Below are 20,350 nucleotides of genomic sequence, written 5' to 3'. Positions count from 1 at the left end.
GGATGGGTTCACGGCGTCCCCCGCGACGCCCACCCGCCCGGGCCAGCCCAGGAATTTGCGATTTGCGCCCAGCCACGAGGGGCCCCGCCGTTGGCTGGAACCCATCATTCCACCGCGGAATTGGCGCCCGGGCCCCGCTGGGCCTACCATCGGCGGTCCCCACCCCCACCACCCCTTCCATGTCCGCTCCCGCTTCCGCCGCACCGCGTCGCTGGTTCGTCGCCGGCGACTTCAACGGCTTCTTCGGCCTGGTCGTCGACAACCTCTCCATCCTCGGCTTCATCGCCATGGCCCTGGTCGGGATCTTCCAGTTCCCCGCCGACGTGGTGTTCGGCCGCATGTTCCCCGGCACTGCCTTTGGCGTGCTGGTCGGCAACCTGCTGTACACCCTGATGGCACGCCGGCTGGCCGCGCGTACCGGCCGCGACGATGTCACCGCCATGCCGCTGGGCCTGGATGCACCGACCAGCATCGGCATGGCGCTGCTGGTACTCGGCCCGGCCTTCATCGCCTTCAAGCAGCAGGGCTTGGACCCGCATGCTGCGGGCATCGCCACCTGGCAGCTGGGCATGGCCGCGCTGGTCATCATGGGCGTGCTCAAGTTCGTGCTGTCGTTCTTCGGCGAAGCGGTCACCCGCGCGCTGCCGCGTGCGGCGCTGCTGGGCTCCATTGCCGGCATCGCGCTGGTGCTGATGGGCCTGTTGCCGTTGCTGGAAACGCTGCGTTCGCCGCTGGTCGGCTTCACCACGCTGGGCCTGCTGCTGTATGTGCTGATTGCCAAGGGCAAGCTGCCGGTGCGTGGCCCCGGCGTGCTGCTGGCCTTCGTGTTCGGCACCGTGCTGTATTACGGGCTGGGCCTGGCCGGGCTGGGTGCGCCGGGCTTCCACGTGCCGGAGTGGGTGCCGCCGCAGGTGGTGCTGCCGCTGCCGACGCTGGGCTTCCTGCAGGGCCTGCCCACGGCGATGACCTACCTGCCGCTGCTGCTGCCGTTCGGCCTGCTGATGGTGGTCGGTGGCATCAACGTGTCCGAAAGCGCACGCGCGGCCGGCGATGATTACCGCACCCGCGACATCCTGCTGGTGGAAGCGGTGGCCACGCTGGTGGCCGGTGTCTGCGGCGGTGTTGCGCAGACCACGCCGTACATCGGCCAGCCCGCCTACAAGCACATGGGCGCGCGCAGCGGCTACACGCTGCTGACCGGCCTGTTCGTCGGCATCGGCGGCATGCTCGGCATCATCTCCGGGCTGGTGCAGTGGCTGCCGTTGGCGGTGCTGGCGCCGATCATCGTGTACGTGGCCATCGACATCACCACCCAGGCTTTCCAGGCCACGCCGCGTCACCATGCCGGTGCGATGGTGTTCGGTTTCCTGCCATCGGTGGCCTACCTGCTGGCAATCAAGGCGCCGGGCTGGATCGCACCGGACCAGCTGCCGCAGCTGCTGACCAAGCTCGACGGGCACGGCCTGCCGGAGCTGGCGGTGATCTTCACCCTCGGCAATGGCTTCATCATCACCTCGATGCTGTGGATCTCGGCGGTGGCGGCGATGGTGGATGGCCGCCTGCGCCGCGCCTGTGGCTTCCTGCTGGTGGCGGCGCTGCTGACCCTGTTCGGGCTGATCCACTCGGTGGACCCGCGCGGCGGCATCTACCTGCCGTGGGATCTGGAAGGCCTGGCGCGCATAATCAGCTGGCAGTTCGCCGGCGCCTACGTGGCATTGGCGCTTCTGCTGGGCCTGCTGTCACTGCAGAAGCAGGCGGTGAAGCCGCTGGGTGATCGCACCGATCATTGACCGGGGACGCCGGGCATGGCCCGGCACTACCGCTCCTTCCGCTGCGGGGGCTTTGTAGRGCCGAGCCTGCGCTCGGCTGCTCCGAGCCGCGCCCGCAACGCGCCCTGCCGGCCAGCGGCCGGCACTACCGCTCCTTCCGCYGCGGGGGCTTTGTAGRGCCGAGCCTGCGCTCGGCTGCTCCGAGCCGCGCCCGCAACGCGCCCTGCCGGCCAGCGGCCGGCACTACCGCTCCTTCCGCYGCGGGGGCTTTGTAGRGCCGAGCCTGCGCTCGGCTGCTCCGAGCCGCGCCCGCAACGCGCCCTGCCGGCCAGCGGCCGGCACTACCGCTCCTTCCGCTGCGGGGGGCTTTGTAGAGCCGAGCCTGCGCTCGGCTGCTCCGAGCCGCGCCCGCAACGCGCCCAGCCGGCCAGCGGCCGGCACTACCGTTCGGCGTCCAGCTCGGGGTAGTGGCGGAAGATGCCGTGGGTGTTGAACGGCAACCGCCGCTCCGAGGCCAGGTAGGCAGCAATGTTCGGCCGCTTCGCCACCCGCTCCTGCAGTGCACGCAGCTGGGGCAGGGTGGGGCCGAGGGCCTGCATGCGGCGCGGGAACATGTAGTCCAGCCCGCTCAGCAGCTGGAACAGCGACAGATCCACATACGAGTGCTCGCGCAGTGCATGGCGGCCGCCATTGGCCGCCAGCACCTGCTCGAAGTAGCCGAGGTACTTCGGCAACCGTTCGCTGCGCAGTGAGACGGCACGCGCCCTGGCCTCGGTCTTCTGCGCTTCGTAGTACTTCGATGCGGCGATCGGATGATGGGTGTCGTGCACCTCGGCCACCAGGTCAGCGATGGTCAGCTGCAGTTGCAGCGCCTGCATCCGCCGCGACGCCGCCTGCGGTACCAGGTCCAGCGTCGGGCCGAGGAAATCGAGGATGGCCGCGACCTGCGCGATCACCTGTCGTCCCGCCTTCAGGAACGGTGGCGCGAACGGTTGTGCGCCTTCGCTGCCACCGTCCAGAAACGGCTGCATCACCGCGTCGCCGTGCACCCGTGCCATGTCGATGTAGTCGGCACCTGCATCTTCCAGTGCCAGCCGCACGAACTCGCCACGGCCCTGGATGCCGGTCCAGTAGTACAGCGCGTACTGCATGGCAGCGTCTCCGCACGACAAGACCCACAGCCTCGCGCAGGGTGTGCAAAGCAGGCGTGAGCGTGGCGCATGCGCAGGCCCCAACCCCAACGGCAGCGGAACAGACGGGGAACCCACCGCAATCAATCCGGTCACACCTTGTCCATGCAGGTGAACAACGAGGGACTGCATCATGCAGAGTGGAAAGGCGGTATGGCCCTGGGTGCTGGGCGTGGTGGTGATCGGTGGCGCGGGGGGCTGGTTGTTCCGCGATCAGCTGAAGGGCCTGGCAGACGGTGTGTCGGTGCCGGTGCAGTCACCTCCCGCCAGCAGCGGTGCACCGCCACAACCGAAGGCAACCACAGCGCCCGCGCCAGCACCCCCGCCGATCAAGCATCCGCTCGATACCGGGGCCGCCGCCGACCCGGCGCTGCCGAAGCTGGCTGACAGCGATGCCGCCGCCTGGGGCGCGCTGAGCCAGCTGTTCCAGGGCGAGGGGCCGTTGACCCTGCTGCTGCGCGATCATCTGATCCAGCGCCTGGTGACCCAGGTCGACAACCTGGACAAGCCCAGCGTGCCGCCCACCGCACTGGCCGCGCGCCCACTGCCGGGCAACCTGCAGGTCGAGCCCGGTGAGGGCGGTGAACGCATCGCCGCCAGCAGCGCGGCGCGCTATGCGCCCTACGTGCAGGCGTTCACTGCGCTGGACCCCGCGGCGACGGCGGCTGCGTACAAGCGCTTCTATCCGCTGATCCAGCAGGCCTATGTCGACCTGGGCCGGCCCGAAGGCTATTTCAACGATCGCCTGGTCGCGGTGATCGACCATCTGCTGGACACGCCGGAACTGGTGCAGTCGCCGCAGGTGGAACGCGATGAACGCGGCCGCTACCGCTTTGTCGATCCCACGTTGCAGTCGAGGTCGATCGGCCAGAAGGCGCTGCTGCGCATGGACGCGGCGCAGGCGCGGGCGGTCAAGCAGCAGCTGCAGGCGATCCGCAGCGCGATCGCTCGCGGCTGAAGGCTGAAGGCTGAAGACTGCAGGGGCAGGTGTCATCGCCAGCGTGATAGGGTCTGGATCAGGTAGACAGGAGTGACCTTGATGCATCGAATGTGGTTGGGCGTGAGTGCGTTGTTCGCCACGACAGTGGCCTCGGCTGCGGCCGTCGAGACGCGCGATGGCGAACTGGGCGATCCCTACGGCTACACCCGCAGCGTGCGCCTTGCCGAACTGTCCCGGCTGCAGACGCTGGGCAAGTCACCCGGTGTGAAGGGCAAGCTGGGCCAGGCGGGTTTCTACCGCGTGCGCGGCGAGCTGGACCGCTCCAGCCAGGCGGCTCATGAGTGCCTGAAGACCGTGGCCAGCGAGGCGGCCGACAGTGTGAAGGGGGTCGAGTACCTGTGTTCGGCCACCCTGGCCGGCAATCTGCTCCTGCAGGGCGATATCGCGGGTTGGGCGGCGCAGATGCTCCAGGTTCGCACGCTGATGGAGCGCGATATCCGGCCGATGCTGAGCCCCAAGCTGCGCGACATCCATCTTGCTGGCCTCAGCGAGCCGCACTTCGAGCGGTTTACCGCATGGCCGCGTAATGCCATGGCAGCGCAGGCGCCAGCCAGCGACATCAGTGTCCCCTTGCAGTTGGACAACGAACTGCCGACGCTCAGCCTGAAGCTGCGCACCGCAGCCGGTGAACGCGAGCTGCGCGTGCATCTGGACAGCGGCGCCGCATACTCGCGCATCGGCCGAGCGCTGGCGACCGAGCTGGGCTTGACGCTGACCGAGGGCTTCATGGCGGTCGATGGCAGCCCTGGCAAGTTGTATGCGCTGGCGGCACCGGTCGAGTTGGACATCGGTGGTGTCGCCGTGCGCGATGTGTCCTTTGCGGTACTGGGCCAGGACGACCTGCCACGCATCGGCCTGGACGTACTGCGCGCGCTGGGCCGGGTGCGGGTCAACAAGGATGCGCTGGTGATCCAGGCCACGGCCAGCCCGGTGCCGTGCACGCGGCGGATGGCCACGCTGTCCTCGCTATGGGCGGATGCGTACGACGTCCGCTATCCGATCCGCGCTGGCAAGCAGAACGTGCTGGTCAAGGTGGATACCGGCTTCAACGGTGCCTTCCAGGCCCGCGGAACGTTGCCGACCACGCCACCCGCGTCGGCGATCCGGCGCAAGAACGTGATCACCACCGAAGGCAGCGAAGACATCCAGTTCGTGGAAGCGACCACGCCGGTCATGATCGGGGAGGAAGTGCTGAACCTGCCGATGGACCTGGGGCTGTCGCCCGGGCCCAACCCGCTGTTCAACCCGGACTGGCGCGTGGGCTTTGCCGCGACCCAGCGCTACAGCCTGTACATGGATGTTGAAGGCACCTATGGCTGCCCGGTGGCCGTTGCGGTGGCGCCACCGCWGTTGCCGCCGAAGCCGGCTCCCACGCCGCCTGCAGGCGGCTGATCCACGGCTACAGGCTCTGCAGGAACGCCTCGATGTCCTGCAGATCCTGGCGGCCCAGCCCGCGCGGCTGCAGCAGTGGATCCGGCTCTGGGAACGGCGCCGCATCAGCCGGCAGCGCGGCCGGGGCGCGCGGGCGCGCGCCGCCCACGTTGTAGAACGCCAGCACGCCCGACAATTTCGGGATCATGCCGTTGTGCATGTAGGGCGCTGTGGCGGCAACGCCTCGCAGCGACGGTGTACGGAAACGGCCGCTGTCGGCGGGATCACCGGTGACCTCATAACGCCCCAGATCCTGCCGCGCGCGGCCGTGGAAATGCAGGCCCAGGTTGTGGAAGCCGTTGTCGGTCAGCGCTGCCCCGCTGTGGCAGTTCATGCAACCGGCCTGCGTGCGGAACAGATGCAGGCCGCGCAGCTGGGCGTCGTCCAGTGCACGTATATCGCCACGCAGGAAGCGATCAAAGCGGCTGTTGCGCGGCGACAGGCTGCGCTCGAACGCGGCGATGGCCTGGCCGAGCTGGGCGGCATCGATGCGCGGCTGCGCGAACACCGCGGCGAAGTCAGCACGATAGGACGCATCGCGGCGCAGGCGACGCACGGCGCCGCCGGCACTGAACCCCATCTCGATGGGATCGGCGATGGGATGCAGCGCCTGCGCTTCCAGCGTGGTCGCGCGTCCATCCCAGAACAGCGGTGCCACGTGCGGACTGGTGGCCACGCTGGGCGCATTGCGGCGGCCGGGCTGGCGTCCGTGCCCGAAGGACACGCGACGACCGTCGGCCCAGCCCAGGTCCGGATCGTGGCAGCKGGCGCHGGCCMGCTGCCGCGACTTCGAAAGAACCGGATCGAAGAACAGCCGCCGCCCCAGTGCCACCTTGGCTGGCGTGGAAGGATTGTCCGGTGGATCGACGGGCGACGGCAGTGGGGCCAGTTCCTTCCACGCCACGCCGGGTTCGACCTCCGGCGCGGGCCAGCGCGTACTGGGGCTGCTGTAGAGCGCACGCAGGCAGGCGCCATCCCAGCGTTCCGCCTTGCCCGGAGCAGGCGCGCAGATCGGTTGGGAAGGACGTGGCTGTGCAGCGCTGGCCAGCACGGCGCTGACCAGCACTGCAATCCAGCCAAGCCTGCGGCGGCGCGCGGGCCTCAGAACCGGTAACCCACTTCGAGCCAGAACGAACGTCCCATCTCGTAGTACGGCGCGCGGCTGACGCTGCTGGATACGCCATTCACCGCGCGCCGATCCAGCACGTTGAACACATCCACGTTGGCGAACACCGTGCCCATCGTCGACAACGGCTGCTCCCAGCCGATGCGCATGTCCCAGATCAACGAAGGGGCAAACCGCCGTCTTTCCCAGACCGCGACGCTCTGGCCGTCATGGACATCCTTAAGTCCGGTGTCCCGGATCGCGCGATACCCGGCCCGGTAGCGCAGCGTATTGCCCCAGGTCAGCCGAGCTGCCGGGATATGCGTGGTGGTGGCCAGTCGCGCGGTCCATGGGCGGTTGAAGTTGTCTGCCGGGCGATCGCGGTAGCGGATGTAGCTGCCGTCGTAGCGGATGATCGGATTCTCGTAGTACGCGGTGCTGAAGTCGTCCTCGTAATCGGGCGCAGAAGAGCGGCTGTCGGTCCAGTCCAGCGCCAGCAGGCCCGTGGTGCTGGTTCCGCCGAACTGCAGGCGGTGCAGGGGGCGCACGGTAAGGCTGATGATCTGTGTCTCGCTGCGGCCGTCGTTGCTCCAGGTTTCGTAGTGGGTGGCCAGCGAAGGGTCATCCGCGCGTTCGTCCTGCACCCGGCTGCTGGAACGCACGACCTGGTCACGCCCCTTGCGGTTGACGACCTTGCCGAGGAACTCCCAGCCCTTCCATTGCTGCTTGACGCCCAGCATCAGCTCATCGTCGTAGGCGATTCTCAGGCGATCGAAATGCAGCCCGTTGGCGGTCTGCGTACCTGCGGTCCACTCGCTGTCGAGGGTGGGGCGGCGCTGGTTCCTGTATTGCAGCCGATCAAGGCCATCGCGCAGCCGCCACGTGGCCGCGTTGCGGCCGTAGTAGCGGTTGGCGCCCGCGATCAGCTGGGTTTCGCCGGCGGTGTCGAGATCCAGTGACATCGCCAGGCGCGGTGCGACCGTGGTGTGCTGCATGTAGCTGTCATGGTCGATGCGCAGGCCGGGACGCAACGACAGGCGCCCCGCGCGGATGCTGTCTTCGGCGTAGGCGCTCCAGCTGTCGATCTGGAAGTCCAGCCGGCCGCGCGTGTAATAGGTGCGGCTGGTGAAGAACTGTCCGGGCCAGTTGCTGGTGTTGGCGCGGCCGGTGCGGGTCAGGCCCATCCAGCAGGTCTGCGTGTCGGTGATGCCGGCCTTGTTGGTACAGCTGGTGGTGCGCGCCGGCGAGACATAGATGTAGGTGTCGTCCAGGCGCTCGTAGTCGACTTCCTGGTGCTGGTACTGGACGCCTGCCGCGAAACGATGCTCCATGCCCAGCCAGCGCTGCGGTGCCAGTATCAGATCGGCACGGTACTGGAGCGTCTTCTGTGCCTGGTCTATGTCGCCGAATTCACCTTCCAGCGAGCTGCCTGAAGTTCCCCAGTCCTTGCCCTCGGCCCAGTGCCAGCTCATGTAGTCCGCAGACTGCGGATGGCGGGACTGCTCGGTTGAACTCCAGCCCACCTGCTGGGTCAGAGTGCCCCATTGCGGCGACCACGTCGCCTTGAGCATCGCCTGGCGGCCACCGCCAATGATGTCGATGCCGGCACCGGGGACGTTGGAGCGGAAGTAGTGGGATTCCTCCGGCGCACGGGTAAAGCTCGCCTCGATGTCGAGCGTGTCGCTCGCTTCCCAGACCGCCTTGACGAACAGATTGTCGATGCTGCGCCGCTGGATCTGTTTCTCCGGATGCGCGTCGTCGACCAGGTGCGACTGCAGGTTGTAGGTGGGAATGGTCGAGCGCTTGCGGGTGAAACTGGCCAGGACGCCGATGCGGTCGGTCAGATAGCCTTCCAGATCGGCACGCGTGGTGGTCTTCTTGAATTCCGGCTGCCCGTCATTCGCGCCGGACGCCTTCTGGTAGCTGTCTGCGACGGCGGAGTCCAGGTGGTAGCGTGTCCACGAAGATCGCGAGGACTGGGTGGACAGGCGGCCGCTGAAGGTGCGTGATGGTCGCCGGGTGCTCGCTTCGACCACGCCGCCGTTGAATCCACCATAGGCGGCCGAAACGTTGCTGTCATGCACGGTGAAGTCTTCCAGCAGGCTGCTGTCCAGCGCCAGCGCCTGCGAGCCGCCTGGAACTGAGAACAGCCGGTATACCTCCGGGTCCGCACCCGGGTCGATGTCGTTGTTGAAGTTCATGCCATCGACGATGAACGCGTTCTGATAGAACTTCGCACCATTGATGCTGATTTCCGCAGGGCGGATTTCGCCGGGGCTGAAGCTGCCCTGGTCGGCATTGTCGAACTGCACGGCGGGATGGATGCGCAGCAGCCGGGTGATGTCACCGTTGCCGGCGGCCTGCGCCGCGACGTAGCTGCGGTCCAGTTGCAGGCTGCCTCCGAAGGTCGAACCAGTGTCCCGCCCCGGCACATGCAGGGTACTGGTGCGTCGTGCGCCTGCCGAGAGCTGCGCGCGCTGCAAGGTGTAGCTGCCATCGGCGCGGCGCACCGCGCGCAGCCCGCTGCCGTGCAGCAGTGCGTCGAATCCTGCGTCCACGTCCAGCCCCGTGGCAATCGAGGGAGCCTGGCGGCCACGGGTCAGCGCGGGGTCGAAGGACAGGGCCACGCCATGTTCGGCGGCGAACGCGCCCAGTGCACTGCCCAGCGAGACGGTGCTGCGCTGGACGTGCAGGGATTCATCGGGCGGTGATTGAGCCAGCGCGGGTGTGGCGGCGAGCGCGGTGGCGAGGAGGCTCAGTCGAAGCCGGGGCAGGTTCACGGTCATGGGGAGGAAAGTGAGGGGTTCATACCCTCTGCCACGCGACGCTCGGAAAAGTGTCAGCCGCGATGTCCCGCAGCCGACACGCGGATCCACAGCCCCTGCTCGATCCGAAGCGCATGGGTGGCGGCAAGCATCGACAGGCTGCGTTGCAGGTCGTCCAGCGGGAATGCGCCGGACACCGGCAGGCCGGCGATGCGCGGATCCACGCGCAGCCAGCGGTGCTGGTAGCGCCCCAGCTCCTGCAAGACCTGCTGCAGCGGCATTGCATCGGCGACCAGCATGCCCCGGACCCACGCGTCAGCGCCGGGTGGCGCAGGCATGGGCCGTGGCAGCCGGGTCAGGTTCCAGCGCACCTGCTGCCCGGCGTCGACCTGGCGCTGTTGACCCGGCGTGGAGATCCGCACCGCGCCGCGCTGAACCACCAGCAGGGCGTCGTTCCCGAACAGGCGCACGCTGAAACGGGTGCCAAGTGCCTGCAGCGTGCCGTAGGGAGTCGTGACCCGGAACGGCCTCGCCGGGCGTTGGGGATCAGCGGCAGTCTGCACCAGCATCTGCCCCTGCCGCAGCCGCAGAAGGCGCGCATGTGCATCGAATGCGATGTCGACCGCAGTGCTGGTATCCAGGTGCAGCACACTGCCATCGTCCAGCACCTGCTGGGCGCGCTCGCCCACGGCCGTGCGCGCACTGGCATCCCACGCTGCGTCGTCCCACAACCGCCAGGCCAGCCATCCACCGAGTGGCGCCACCAGCAGAGCGGCGACGCTGCGCAGTACGGCGCGGCGCCCAGCCGACGCGGGCGGCTGCAGGGTGCGCTGGGCCAGCGCTGTAGGCACCTGAGCGGTCAGCGCCAACAGACGTTCCGCGCGCTGCCAGGCGTGGGCGTGTGCCGGATCGGCATCGTGCCAGCGTGGCCATTGCGCGCGCTGCGCCGCGCTGTCGTCCTCGTGCAGGCGCATCAGCCAGTCGGCGGCCTGTTCCAATACGCGCGGCGGAAGGGCCGGTGCGGCGGCGGTCTCAGCCGGCATGCGCCAGGCAGCCCATTAGCGCCCGCTTCATGTGCCGCTTCACCGTCGACAGTGACAGCCCCAGCTGTTCGCTGATGGCCTCATAGCGCAGCCCATCGAACTGCGCCAGCATGAACACCCGGCGTGCCATCGCGGGCAGGCCGTCGAGCATCGCGTCGATCTGTTGCAGGGCCTCACGCACCAGCGCCTGTTCCTCCAGCGAGGGCAGCACCGGCTCTGGAAACTGCGCCAGGTACTCCAGGTAGGCGCGCTCCAGTGCCTGGCGCCGGAACCAGTTGGCGGCCAGCCCGCGCGCAATGGTGGTCAGGAAGGCACGCGGCTCGCGCAGCGCGGCCAGGTCGCGGCCCTGCAGCAGTCGCGCGAAGGTGTCCTGGGTGAGGTCATCGGCCACATCACGATTGCCTACGCGACTGCTCAGCCAACCCTGCAGCCAGGCCCGGTGATCGCGGTACAGCACGCCCAGTTGTTCGTGGTGGGGAGGCATGAAGGAGACGCGCGGCGCTGATCGAAATGAGAATGATTCGCAAGTATGGCATCCGTGATGCGCCGATTCCAGTGCTACGCGCGCGCTGGCTTGCGCAGGATCAACGCGGCGGCAACATGCGCTCCGGCATGCTGGCCGCAGGCTGACTAGCCTCGGGGTGCAGTCGCAGTCACCCTTGAAACGGGGTGGGGCAACCGCATCTTTCCAGCATCGCCGGCGCGGGCCGGCCCTGATGACCGATGAGGATTCGCAATGCGGATGGACAAGCTCACCTCGCGTTTCCAGCAGGCGCTGGCAGACGCACAGTCGCTGGCCGTGGGCCGCGACAACAGCATCATCGAACCGGTTCACCTGTTCAGCGCGCTGCTGGACCAGCAGGGCGGCAGCACGCGCCCGCTGCTGGCCCAGGCGGGGGTGAACGTACCGGTCCTGCGCGAGCGCCTGACCGAGGCGCTGGATGCGCTGCCCAAGGTGTCCGGCCAGGCCGGTAACGTCTCGATGGGCAACGACCTGGGGCGCCTGTTGAACCAGACCGACAAGCTGGCCCAGCAGCACGGCGATGCCTTCATTGCCAGCGAGTGGTTCGTGCTGGCCGCGCTGGACGATGGCGGCACGCTGGGCATGGCGCTGCGCGCCGCCGGTGCCGACAAGGCGCGCCTGCAGGCGGCCATCGACAAGCTGCGTGGCGGCGAGAACGTGCAGTCGGAAAACGCTGAAGAACAGCGGCAGGCGCTGGAGAAGTACACCATCGACCTGACCGCGCGCGCCGAGAGCGGCAAGCTCGACCCGGTGATCGGACGTGACGAGGAAATCCGCCGCACCATCCAGGTCCTGCAGCGCCGCACCAAGAACAATCCGGTGCTGATCGGCGAACCCGGCGTAGGCAAGACCGCGATCGTGGAAGGCCTGGCCCAGCGCATCATCAACGACGAAGTGCCCGAAGGCCTGCGCGGCAAGCGCGTGCTGTCGCTGGACATGGGTGCGCTGATCGCCGGTGCCAAGTTCCGCGGTGAGTTCGAGGAGCGCCTGAAGGGCGTGCTCAACGATCTGGCCAAGAACGAAGGCCAGATCATCCTGTTCATCGACGAACTGCACACCATGGTCGGCGCCGGCAAGGCCGATGGCGCGATGGATGCCGGCAACATGCTGAAGCCGGCGCTGGCGCGCGGCGAGCTGCACTGCATCGGTGCCACCACGCTGGACGAGTACCGCAAGTACATCGAGAAGGATGCCGCGCTGGAGCGCCGTTTCCAGAAGGTCTTCGTGGGTGAGCCGTCGGTGGAAGACACCATCGCGATCCTGCGCGGGCTGAAGGAAAAGTACGCGGTGCATCACGGCGTGGAAATCACCGATCCGGCCATCGTGGCGGCGGCCACGTTGTCCAACCGCTACATCACCGACCGCCAGCTGCCGGACAAGGCCATCGACCTGATGGACGAAGCCGCCTCGCGCCTGCGCATGGAGATCGACTCCAAGCCGGAGGAACTGGATCGCCTGGAACGCAGGGTGATCCAGCTGAAGATCCAGCGCGAGATGCTGAAGAAGGAAAAGGACGAAGCCTCGCGGCAACGCCTGGCCGACCTGGAGAACGACATCGAGGCGCTGGAGCGCGAGTTCTCCGATCTCAATGAAATCTGGAAGTCGGAGAAGGCCGCGCTGCAGGGTGCAACCAGGATCAAGGAGCAGGTCGAGCAGGCCAGGCTGGAACTGGAGGCCGCGCAGCGCCGGCAGGATTTCGCCAGGATGAGCGAGATCCAGTACGGCCTGTTGCCGCAGCTGGAAAAGCAGTTGGCCGCCGCGCAGGAAGCCGAGCACAAGGACTTCAAGCTGGTGCAGGACCGCGTGACCGACGAGGAGATTGCCGAAGTCGTTTCGCGCTGGACCGGCATTCCGGTCAACAAGATGCTCGAAGGCGAGCGCGACAAGCTGCTGCGCATGGAAGAGGTGCTGCACAACCGCGTGGTCGGCCAGGAGGAAGCGATCAAGGTCGTCTCCGATGCGGTCCGCCGCTCGCGTGCGGGCCTGTCCGATCCGAACCGTCCGGCCGGCTCGTTCCTGTTCCTCGGCCCGACCGGTGTCGGCAAGACCGAGCTGTGCAAGTCGCTGGCCGAGTTCCTGTTCGACAGTGCCGACGCGATGATCCGCATCGACATGAGCGAGTTCATGGAGAAGCACAGCGTTGCCCGTCTGATCGGTGCGCCCCCGGGCTACGTCGGCTACGAGGAAGGTGGCTACCTGACCGAGGCCGTGCGTCGCCGTCCGTACTCGTTGATCCTGCTGGACGAAGTGGAGAAGGCGCATCCGGATGTGTTCAACATCCTGCTGCAGGTGCTGGACGATGGCCGCCTGACCGATGGCCAGGGCCGCACCGTGGACTTCCGCAACACCGTCATCGTGATGACCTCGAACCTGGGCTCGCACCAGATCCAGGACATGAGCGGCGACGACAGCCCGGAGGCCTACACGCAGATGAAGGCGGCGGTGATGGGCGTGGTGCAGGCGCACTTCCGTCCGGAGTTCATCAACCGCCTGGACGATATCGTGGTGTTCCATCCGCTGGACAAGCAGCAGATCAAGCAGATCGCGCGCATCCAGATGCGTGGGCTGGAAAAGCGCTTGGCAGAGCGCGGATTGAAGCTGGTGGTGTCCGATGCAGCGTTCGACCTGCTCGGCAACGTCGGTTTCGATCCGGTGTATGGCGCGCGCCCGTTGAAGCGTGCGATCCAGGCACAGCTGGAAAACCCGCTGGCACAGAAGATCCTGTCCGGCGCCTTCGTCAACGGCGACACCATCGAAGTCGGCAACGACGGCGGCCATCTGGTGTTCGCCAAGGCGTGAATCATGCGGGGCGCTGCCTGATCGCAGCGCCTCGTTTTCTCCGGTMGCGCCGGGCCWTGCCSGGCGACGTCTCAGAAGCGGTGCGTGTACCCGCTCATCAACCCGAACTGGTTGGGCTTCTGCACGATCGGGCTGTCGGCGGCATCGCCAAGCAGGCGCGTGCCTTCGGCCGAGATGTACCAGTTGCCGTTGCGGCCCACGCGATGGCTCCACTTCAGGCCGACACCGGCGCTGACCAGGCCGCCCTTCGGCTTGTGTTCGGCAAAGCCGGTACGCGCCGCCTGTTCAGGGCTGACGCCGTACCAGGTCTGCATGTAACTGCGGTTGCCGTAGTCGGTGGAGACGCTGCCGCTGACCACGCCACCGGCCAGGTCGAACAGCGGCATGGTCAGGTTCAAGTGCACCTGCTGGGTGGCCAGGCCGTTCTCGGCCTTGTCCTCATCCTTGCGGGTGAACTGCCAGGAACCGCTCAGCACGGCTTCGCCCAGCGTATAACCCGCCGAGACGCCGACCAGGGGACGGGTATCGATATCTCCCATGCCGCGCAGGTAGTCCGAACCGCCAAGCAGCGAGTCTTTGTCCTTGCGGATGCCACTGGCGCCGACATAGGCACGCACGCGCGTGTGTTCGCCGATGGACGTGCCCCAGCCGATGCCGCTGGTGCCCAGAAACCAGCCGCCCGGCGAGGTGACATCGAAGGACAGCGACGGCGCTGCACGGTACTCTTCGCTGCCGCTGTAGCGCGGCGTCACGCCGCCGCCAGCGGCGACTTCGAAGGTCCAGTGGTCATCCTTGGCATGGGCGATCGGCGCCGCGAACAGCGGCAGCAGGGCCAGGCAGAGCAGGGTGGGGGAACGGCGAAGCTGGGACATGGAAACTCTCGGCAATGGGAGGAAAGCAGCACGCGCATCCGGCGTGCGCTGCAGGGTCGCCAGCGTGGCGATATGCCGGCGATCGATCCCTCCGCAGTTGTGCGGGAGTTGTAATCAACTGTAATCGCGCCCTCGGGCGTTCAGCTGGCAGCCAGCGGCCAGTGCATTTCCAGGCGTGCGCCGCCCAACGTGGCGCGACTGATGTGCAGCTCGCCGCCGTGGCGGGCCGCGATGCGGCCGACGATGGCCAGGCCCAGGCCGAAGCCGCCGGTATCGCGGCTGCGGCTGTCGTCAAGGCGGGTGAAGGGGCGCATCACCTTTTCATGGTCGGCCTCGGCGATGCCGGGACCGTCGTCATCCACGCGCAGGCAGGCGCGGCCGTCGACGCCGACCAGCGAGACCTCGACCTGTGAACGTGCATGGCGCAGCGCGTTGCCGACCAGGTTGCTCAACGCCAGCTGCAGCAGGCGCGGCTCGGCGTCCACGCGCGGCAGCGCGCTGGGCAGCACGCGCAGCACCAGGCTGGCGCGTTCGGCGTCACGACGCACATCGGCCAGGCAGGCCTGCAGCCAGTCGTTGGCTTCGATGCGCTGGAGCGGCTCGCCTTCGCTGGGGTGTTCCAGCCGCTCATAGGCCAGCAGTTCGCTGACCAGCCGGTTGAGTTCGGCCAGGTCGCCGTGGAGCCCCTGCGCAAGTCGCTCGCGACGTTCGCGATCATCGCTGCCCTGCATCAGGTCCAGGCCGAAGGCCACGCGCGCGATCGGGGTGCGCAGTTCGTGCGAGATCGCATGGGTCAGGTCGCGCTGGCGCTGCACCAGTTCGGCCACGCGCGCCGCCATGCGGTTGGAGTGTTCGAGGATGACCCGGATCTGCGAGCGCGGCGACACCTGCGCGCGCGCCTGCAGGTCGCCGGCGCCGATGCGGTCGGCATGCACGCGCAGGGCATCCAGGTCGCGCCAGAGCAGGCGCGACCACGCATACAGGCACAGCCCGAACAGCGCCAGCATCACCGAGTACGCGACCAGCGTCAGGTACAGCGAGGTGGGCGGTTCACCAGGCAGATGCAGCTGAAGCCAGCGACCGTCGGGGTGTGCAGGCTCCAACGGGGCCCAGACGATCTCGAATTTCTGCCGGGCAATCATCCCGTTGCGTTGCAGCTGTTGCCGTTCTTCCGCCGTGATAGGTGGCGGTGCGGGCAGCAACGCCAACGCGATACCGTAATGCGGTTGCCACTGCGCCAACTGCTGCTGTTGTGCGGCGTCATCCTTGCCCTGCAGCCCCTGGCGCAGCGCGTACAGCTGGCCACGCACCTGTTCGGCGAAGATCCGTTGCTGGGTGGGCAGGTAGATGCGGTCGAAGATCAGGTTGATCAGCAGCAGGGTGATCAGGAAGCTCGCGCCTACCAGCAGCCACAGGCGCAGGAACAGCCGCTTCACGCCGACCAGGCCGATGGATTGAACTGGTAGCCACGGCCCCACACGGTCTTGATCCGCCGCGGTTCACGCGCATCGTCGCCGAGTTTGCGGCGCAGCTTGCCGATGCTGACATCGACGCTGCGGTCCAGACCATCGAAACCGATGCCGCGCACCGCCTGCAGGATCTGGTCGCGGGAGAGGATCTGCCCGGGCTGGCTGGCCAGCAACCACAGGATCTCGAATTCGGTGGTGCCCAACTCGACCGGCTGGCCGTGCAGGTGTACGTCGCGCTGCATGCGGTCGATCAGCAGTTCACCATGCATCAGCCGGCAGGGCGTGCCGGTGTTGCTGCTGCCGTGGCGACGGCGCAGCAGCGCGCGCAGGCGGGCCAGCAGCAAGCGCGGCTCGATCGGTTTGTGCACATAGTCATCGGCGCCCGATTCCAGGCCCAGCACCTGTTCGATGTCGTCCTCGCAGGCGGTCAGCATCAGGATCGGTACGTCGGAGAAGCTGCGGATCTGCCGGCACACGTCGATGCCACCGAGGCCGGGCAGCATCAGGTCCAGCACCACCAGTTCCGGCGCATGCTGGCGGCAGGCCGCGCCTGCCTGGTCGCCACGGGCGACGTGCTGCACGGCAAAGCCATGCTCGTGCAGGTAGTCGCTGACCAGTTCGGCCAGGCGGCGATCGTCCTCCACCAGCAGGACCGGTGTCGGCGTACCGTTGGCGGTGGGTGTCCAAGGGGATGGCTGCATGCGCGTGGGGCCTCCGTGCCCGGGCAGGAGCGCCCGGCGGCGAAGCCTAGCAACGGCCCATGACGGCTGCCTGAATCGCGGCCAACCTGATAACCGCCGGTACGCACGTCATCGCCAGCGGCTTTCAGCGGGCTGCCCCGGCTGGCCTATGGTGGCGGTTTCCCCGGATGGAGCCTGGTGCAATGAGCGACCCGCAGTGGCAACTGGAAACCCTGGCCGTGCATGGCGGCTACCGACCCGACCCGACCACCCGCGCGGTGGCGGTGCCGATCTACCAGACGGTGGCGTATGCCTTCGATGACACCCAGCATGGCGCCGACCTGTTCGACCTGAAGGTGCCGGGCAACATCTACACCCGCATCATGAACCCCACCACCGACGTGCTGGAGCAGCGCCTGGCCGCGCTGGAAGGCGGCATCGGCGCGCTGGCGCTGGCCTCGGGGCAGGCCGCGATCACCTATGCCATCCAGACCATTGCCGAGGCCGGCGACAACATCGTCGCCTCCAGCGCGCTGTATGGCGGCAGCCTCAACCTGCTGGCGCATACGCTGCCGCAGTACGGCATCCAGGCGCGCTTCGCCGACCCGGCCGATCCGGCCGCGTTCGCCGCGTTGATCGACGAGCGCACCAAGGCGGTGTTCGTCGAATCGATCGGCAACCCACGCGGCAATGTCACCGACATCGCCGCCATCGCCGAAGTCGCTCACGCGGCCGGCGTGCCGCTGATCGTCGACAACACCGTGGCCACGCCCTTCCTGCTGCGCCCGTTCGAGCACGGCGCCGACATCGTGGTGCATTCGCTGACCAAGTACCTGGGCGGCCACGGCAACAGCCTGGGCGGTGCGATCATCGACTCGGGCCGTTTCGACTGGGCCGCGCAGCCGAAGCGCTTCGCCCGCCTCAACCAGCCTGACCCGAGCTACCACGGCGTGGTCTACACCGAGGCCCTGGGCGCTGCCGCCTACATCGGCCGCGCGCGGGTGGTACCGCTGCGCAATACCGGCGCGGCGCTGTCGCCGTTCAACGCTTTCCTGATCCTGCAGGGCATCGAGACCCTGGCCCTGCGCATGGAACGCATCAACGCCAACGCGCTGGCCGTCGCGCAGTTCCTGAAGTCGCACGCAAAGGTGGCCTGGGTGCGTTACGCCGGGTTGGCCGACGACCCCGAGCACGCCGCCGCGCAGCGCTATCTGGGTGGGCACGGTTCTGGCGTGCTGACCTTCGGCCTGCCGGGTGGCCGTGAAGCCGGCGCACGCTTCCTCGATGCGTTGAAACTGTTCACCCGGCTGGTGAACCTGGGTGACGCCAAGTCGCTGGCCACCCATCCGGCGTCCACCACCCATCGCCAGCTGGACGCGGCTGAACTGGCCAAAGCGGGTGTGAGCGAAGACACCGTGCGGCTGTCGATCGGCATCGAGCACATCGGCGACCTGCGCGCGGACCTGGAGCAGGCCCTGGCCGGCGCCTGATAGCCGCGCGCTTGGTCGTCATCGCCACAGGCGATCACCACCGGCGCCGCGATGCGCTACGGTGGAACTGCCTCTCCAAGGCGTGGCAACGTGGCGATCCAGATCCCCGGTCGATGCGGGTCGACCGGGGATTTTTTTGTTTTCGGGGTCAGATCTGTTTTCCTGCGGAAAACGGATCTGACCCCATGCACCGCCGTGTCGACCAAGGTCGACACCTACCAACAGCAGCGGGGAACTGTCGAAGGCGGGGTGGGTCCGGTTGCGGGGGCGTGAGCCGCATGGATGCGGCGACCGAGCTTACATGGACGTACTTGCAGCGCCCCCCGCAACCGGACCCACCCCGCCATTCCACGGAGAGTCAGCTTTTGCTTTTGCCGTTGAAGTTGATTCAGCAGGTGCAGGGCTGCAAGCCCTGCCGCACACCCCTCACACCACCGGAATACTGTGCTGTCCCAACCCGCGATACGGCGGCGTGGACATCACCATCTCCGCCAGCGAGTACGCCAGCTCACGCTCGGCCATCACCGTGCCATCGGCACCGTGTTCCAGCAGATGCTTCACCTCCGCATCGCTGTGCGCACGCGCCAGCAGGGTCAGTTCCGGGTTGATCGCACGCAGCTTGGCCAACGCCTCACCGGCTTCCAGCGGCTGCGGAATCGCCAGCACCGCAATCTTCGCGCGCTCCGGATGGGCCTCGGCCAGCACCCGGTCGGCGGCGGCACTGCCGCGGATCGCCGCCAGACCCTTGGCGTGCGCCTGCTCGACATGTTCCTTGTTGTCATCGATCACCAGCACCGGCACGCCGCGATCGCGCAGCACCTGCGCCAGTTCGCTGCCGACCCGGCCATAGCCGATCACGATGGCGTGGTCATGCAGGTCGCGCGAGGGGCCGATGGCCTCTTCGGGCTCGGCGGCCTGTGGCGACTGCTCCTGCTTGGCCTGCCAACGATCAAGCAGGCCAAACACCAGCGGGTTGAGCATGATCGACACCAACGCACCGGCCAGCACCAGTGACTGGCCTTCCTTCGGCAGGATCTGCAGCGACACGCCGAGGCCGGCGATGATGAAGGCGAACTCGCCGATCTGCGCCAGGCTGGCCGAGATGGTCAGCGCGGTGCTGGTGGGATGGCCGAATGCGCGCACGATGAAGAATGCGGCGGCCGACTTGCCGAACATGATGATCAGCACCGTGGCCAGCACCTGCCACGGGTGCTGGATGAGGATGTTGGGGTCGAACAGCATGCCGACCGAGACGAAGAACAGCACCGCGAACGCATCGCGCAGCGGCAGTGAATCATGCGCGGCCTTGTGGCTCAGCTCCGATTCGTTGAGCAGCATGCCGGCGAAGAACGCGCCCAGCGCGAACGAGACGCCGAACAGCATGGCCGAGCCGAACGCCACACCCAGCGCGATCGCCAGCACCGACAGGGTGAACAGTTCGCGCGAACCGGTGCCGGCGATGCGTTCCAGGATCCACGGAATGACCCGGCGCCCGACCACCAGCATCACCGCCACGAACAGGCCCAGCTGCACGAAGGTCCAGCCGATATCGGCCAGCACGCTGCCCAGCGAGTGCGATTCCTTGGCCGCGTCGGGGCCGAACACGCCGGCCATCACCGGCATCATCACCAGCGCCAGCACACAGGCCAGGTCTTCGACGATCAGCCAGCCGACCGCGATCTTGCCGCGCATCGTCTCCAGCAGGCGGCGTTCCTCCATCGCCCGCAGCAGCACCACGGTACTGGCCGTGGCCAGCGAGAACCCGAAGATGACCCCGTGCAAGGCGGGCCAGCCCATCAGCGAGGCCACGCCCCAGCCGAGCAGGGTGGCCACCGCGATCTGGCCGATGGCACCGGGGATGGCGATGGCTTTGACCGCCATCAGGTCCTTCAGTGAGAAGTGCAGGCCGACGCCGAACATCAGCAGCATCACGCCCAGCTCGGCCAGCTGGTTGGCCAGCGCCTGGTCGGCGACGAAGCCGGGGGTGAACGGGCCTACGCAGATGCCAGCAACCAGGTAACCGACCAGGGGAGACAAGCGGAGCTTGTTGGCCAGCGCGCCGAAGATGAAGGCGAGCCCCAGGCCAACGGCCACGATGTTGATCAGGTCGGTGTCATGGTGCATCGGCACTCGCAGAAATCGGGGGGATGCCCCGATTTTCACCGATGAGGCCAGATACGGCAAACCCGCCGGTCACGTGCCGTGGCCGGCGGG

General features: G+C 67.6%; 14 protein-coding genes. 5 read left to right on the top strand and 9 right to left on the bottom strand.

Annotated elements, in window-relative coordinates; translation table 11 throughout:
• Window positions 1-179 precede the first annotated feature (179 nt).
• A complete protein-coding gene (locus tag D7T59_RS09950; protein WP_180853431.1) occupies window positions 180-1,790 on the top strand; it encodes a SulP family inorganic anion transporter in 1,611 nt (536 codons plus the stop codon).
• A 419-nt stretch (window positions 1,791-2,209) separates the two neighbouring features.
• Here the strand turns inward: D7T59_RS09950 and D7T59_RS09945 are convergent, their stop codons facing one another.
• The gene (locus D7T59_RS09945; protein ID WP_180853430.1) at window positions 2,210-2,920 is read right to left on the bottom strand and encodes a glutathione S-transferase; all 711 of its coding nucleotides are present in this window, start codon (window positions 2,918-2,920) and stop codon (window positions 2,210-2,212) included.
• A gap of 172 nt (window positions 2,921-3,092) precedes the next feature.
• On the opposite strand from D7T59_RS09945, the gene D7T59_RS09940 reads away from it, so the two are divergent.
• A complete protein-coding gene (locus tag D7T59_RS09940) occupies window positions 3,093-3,917 on the top strand; it encodes a DUF3014 domain-containing protein (protein ID WP_180853429.1) in 825 nt (274 codons plus the stop codon).
• Between the two features lie 81 nt (window positions 3,918-3,998).
• Complete coding sequence (locus D7T59_RS09935) at window positions 3,999-5,351, top strand: pepsin/retropepsin-like aspartic protease family protein (protein WP_258015391.1); 1,353 nt, start codon at window positions 3,999-4,001, stop codon at window positions 5,349-5,351.
• Window positions 5,352-5,358: 7 nt separating this feature from the next.
• Here D7T59_RS09935 and D7T59_RS09930 read toward each other — a convergent pair whose 3' ends face one another.
• The 4 genes from D7T59_RS09930 to D7T59_RS09915 are packed head-to-tail and all read right to left on the bottom strand — an operon-like array spanning window position 5,359 to window position 10,787.
• Window positions 5,359-6,456, bottom strand: a complete 1,098-nt coding sequence (locus tag D7T59_RS09930) for a cytochrome c peroxidase (protein ID WP_180882682.1) — start codon at window positions 6,454-6,456, stop codon at window positions 5,359-5,361.
• 35 nt (window positions 6,457-6,491) lie between these two features.
• Window positions 6,492-9,281: a secretin and TonB N-terminal domain-containing protein gene (locus D7T59_RS09925; protein WP_180853427.1), complete on the bottom strand. Its 2,790-nt coding sequence runs from the start codon at window positions 9,279-9,281 to the stop codon at window positions 6,492-6,494.
• Window positions 9,282-9,334: 53 nt separating this feature from the next.
• Complete coding sequence (locus D7T59_RS09920) at window positions 9,335-10,303, bottom strand: FecR domain-containing protein (protein WP_180853426.1); 969 nt, start codon at window positions 10,301-10,303, stop codon at window positions 9,335-9,337.
• The gene (locus tag D7T59_RS09915) at window positions 10,293-10,787 is read right to left on the bottom strand and encodes a sigma-70 family RNA polymerase sigma factor (RefSeq protein WP_180853425.1); all 495 of its coding nucleotides are present in this window, start codon (window positions 10,785-10,787) and stop codon (window positions 10,293-10,295) included. The genes D7T59_RS09920 and D7T59_RS09915 overlap by 11 nt, the downstream gene beginning before the upstream one ends.
• A 252-nt stretch (window positions 10,788-11,039) precedes the next feature.
• Between D7T59_RS09915 and clpB the strand changes: the two genes are divergently transcribed.
• A complete protein-coding gene (clpB, locus tag D7T59_RS09910; protein WP_180853424.1) occupies window positions 11,040-13,625 on the top strand; it encodes an ATP-dependent chaperone ClpB in 2,586 nt (861 codons plus the stop codon).
• Window positions 13,626-13,696: 71 nt separating this feature from the next.
• Here the strand turns inward: clpB and D7T59_RS09905 are convergent, their stop codons facing one another.
• The 3 genes from D7T59_RS09905 to D7T59_RS09895 all read right to left on the bottom strand — a co-directional run bounded on the left by D7T59_RS09905 (window position 13,697) and on the right by D7T59_RS09895 (window position 16,667).
• Entirely contained in the window at window positions 13,697-14,497 is an 801-nt protein-coding gene (locus D7T59_RS09905; RefSeq protein ID WP_180853423.1) for a MipA/OmpV family protein, read from the bottom strand.
• A gap of 140 nt (window positions 14,498-14,637) precedes the next feature.
• Window positions 14,638-15,933: an ATP-binding protein gene (locus tag D7T59_RS09900; RefSeq protein WP_180853422.1), complete on the bottom strand. Its 1,296-nt coding sequence runs from the start codon at window positions 15,931-15,933 to the stop codon at window positions 14,638-14,640.
• Window positions 15,930-16,667, bottom strand: a complete 738-nt coding sequence (locus D7T59_RS09895) for a winged helix-turn-helix domain-containing protein (protein ID WP_106549590.1) — start codon at window positions 16,665-16,667, stop codon at window positions 15,930-15,932. The genes D7T59_RS09900 and D7T59_RS09895 overlap by 4 nt, the downstream gene beginning before the upstream one ends.
• A gap of 182 nt (window positions 16,668-16,849) precedes the next feature.
• On the opposite strand from D7T59_RS09895, the gene D7T59_RS09890 reads away from it, so the two are divergent.
• Window positions 16,850-18,136 (top strand): O-acetylhomoserine aminocarboxypropyltransferase/cysteine synthase family protein, encoded by a 1,287-nt coding sequence (locus D7T59_RS09890; protein ID WP_180853421.1) that lies wholly within the window; start codon window positions 16,850-16,852, stop codon window positions 18,134-18,136.
• A gap of 426 nt (window positions 18,137-18,562) precedes the next feature.
• Here D7T59_RS09890 and ybaL read toward each other — a convergent pair whose 3' ends face one another.
• Window positions 18,563-20,260: a YbaL family putative K(+) efflux transporter gene (gene ybaL, locus D7T59_RS09885; protein ID WP_180852438.1), complete on the bottom strand. Its 1,698-nt coding sequence runs from the start codon at window positions 20,258-20,260 to the stop codon at window positions 18,563-18,565.
• Window positions 20,261-20,350: the final 90 nt, after the last annotated feature.

This window comes from Stenotrophomonas maltophilia, from assembly GCF_013464915.1.
Classification (GTDB): Bacteria; Pseudomonadota; Gammaproteobacteria; order Xanthomonadales; family Xanthomonadaceae; genus Stenotrophomonas; species Stenotrophomonas maltophilia_AT.
This window is presented reverse-complemented; position numbering and strand designations above follow the sequence as displayed.

Bases quoted from the DNA above. Each gene is read 5' to 3' on its own strand.
- D7T59_RS09950 (WP_180853431.1), top strand. From the start codon at position 180: ATGTCCGCTCCCGCTTCCGCCGCACCGCGTCGCTGGTTCGTCGCCGGC.
- D7T59_RS09945 (WP_180853430.1), bottom strand. From the start codon at position 2,920: ATGCAGTACGCGCTGTACTACTGGACCGGCATCCAGGGCCGTGGCGAG.
- D7T59_RS09940 (WP_180853429.1), top strand. From the start codon at position 3,093: ATGCAGAGTGGAAAGGCGGTATGGCCCTGGGTGCTGGGCGTGGTGGTG.
- D7T59_RS09925 (WP_180853427.1), bottom strand. From the start codon at position 9,281: ATGACCGTGAACCTGCCCCGGCTTCGACTGAGCCTCCTCGCCACCGCG.
- D7T59_RS09920 (WP_180853426.1), bottom strand. From the start codon at position 10,303: ATGCCGGCTGAGACCGCCGCCGCACCGGCCCTTCCGCCGCGCGTATTG.
- D7T59_RS09915 (WP_180853425.1), bottom strand. From the start codon at position 10,787: ATGCCTCCCCACCACGAACAACTGGGCGTGCTGTACCGCGATCACCGG.
- clpB (WP_180853424.1), top strand. From the start codon at position 11,040: ATGCGGATGGACAAGCTCACCTCGCGTTTCCAGCAGGCGCTGGCAGAC.
- D7T59_RS09905 (WP_180853423.1), bottom strand. From the start codon at position 14,497: ATGTCCCAGCTTCGCCGTTCCCCCACCCTGCTCTGCCTGGCCCTGCTG.
- D7T59_RS09895 (WP_106549590.1), bottom strand. From the start codon at position 16,667: ATGCAGCCATCCCCTTGGACACCCACCGCCAACGGTACGCCGACACCG.
- D7T59_RS09890 (WP_180853421.1), top strand. From the start codon at position 16,850: ATGAGCGACCCGCAGTGGCAACTGGAAACCCTGGCCGTGCATGGCGGC.
- ybaL (WP_180852438.1), bottom strand. From the start codon at position 20,260: ATGCACCATGACACCGACCTGATCAACATCGTGGCCGTTGGCCTGGGG.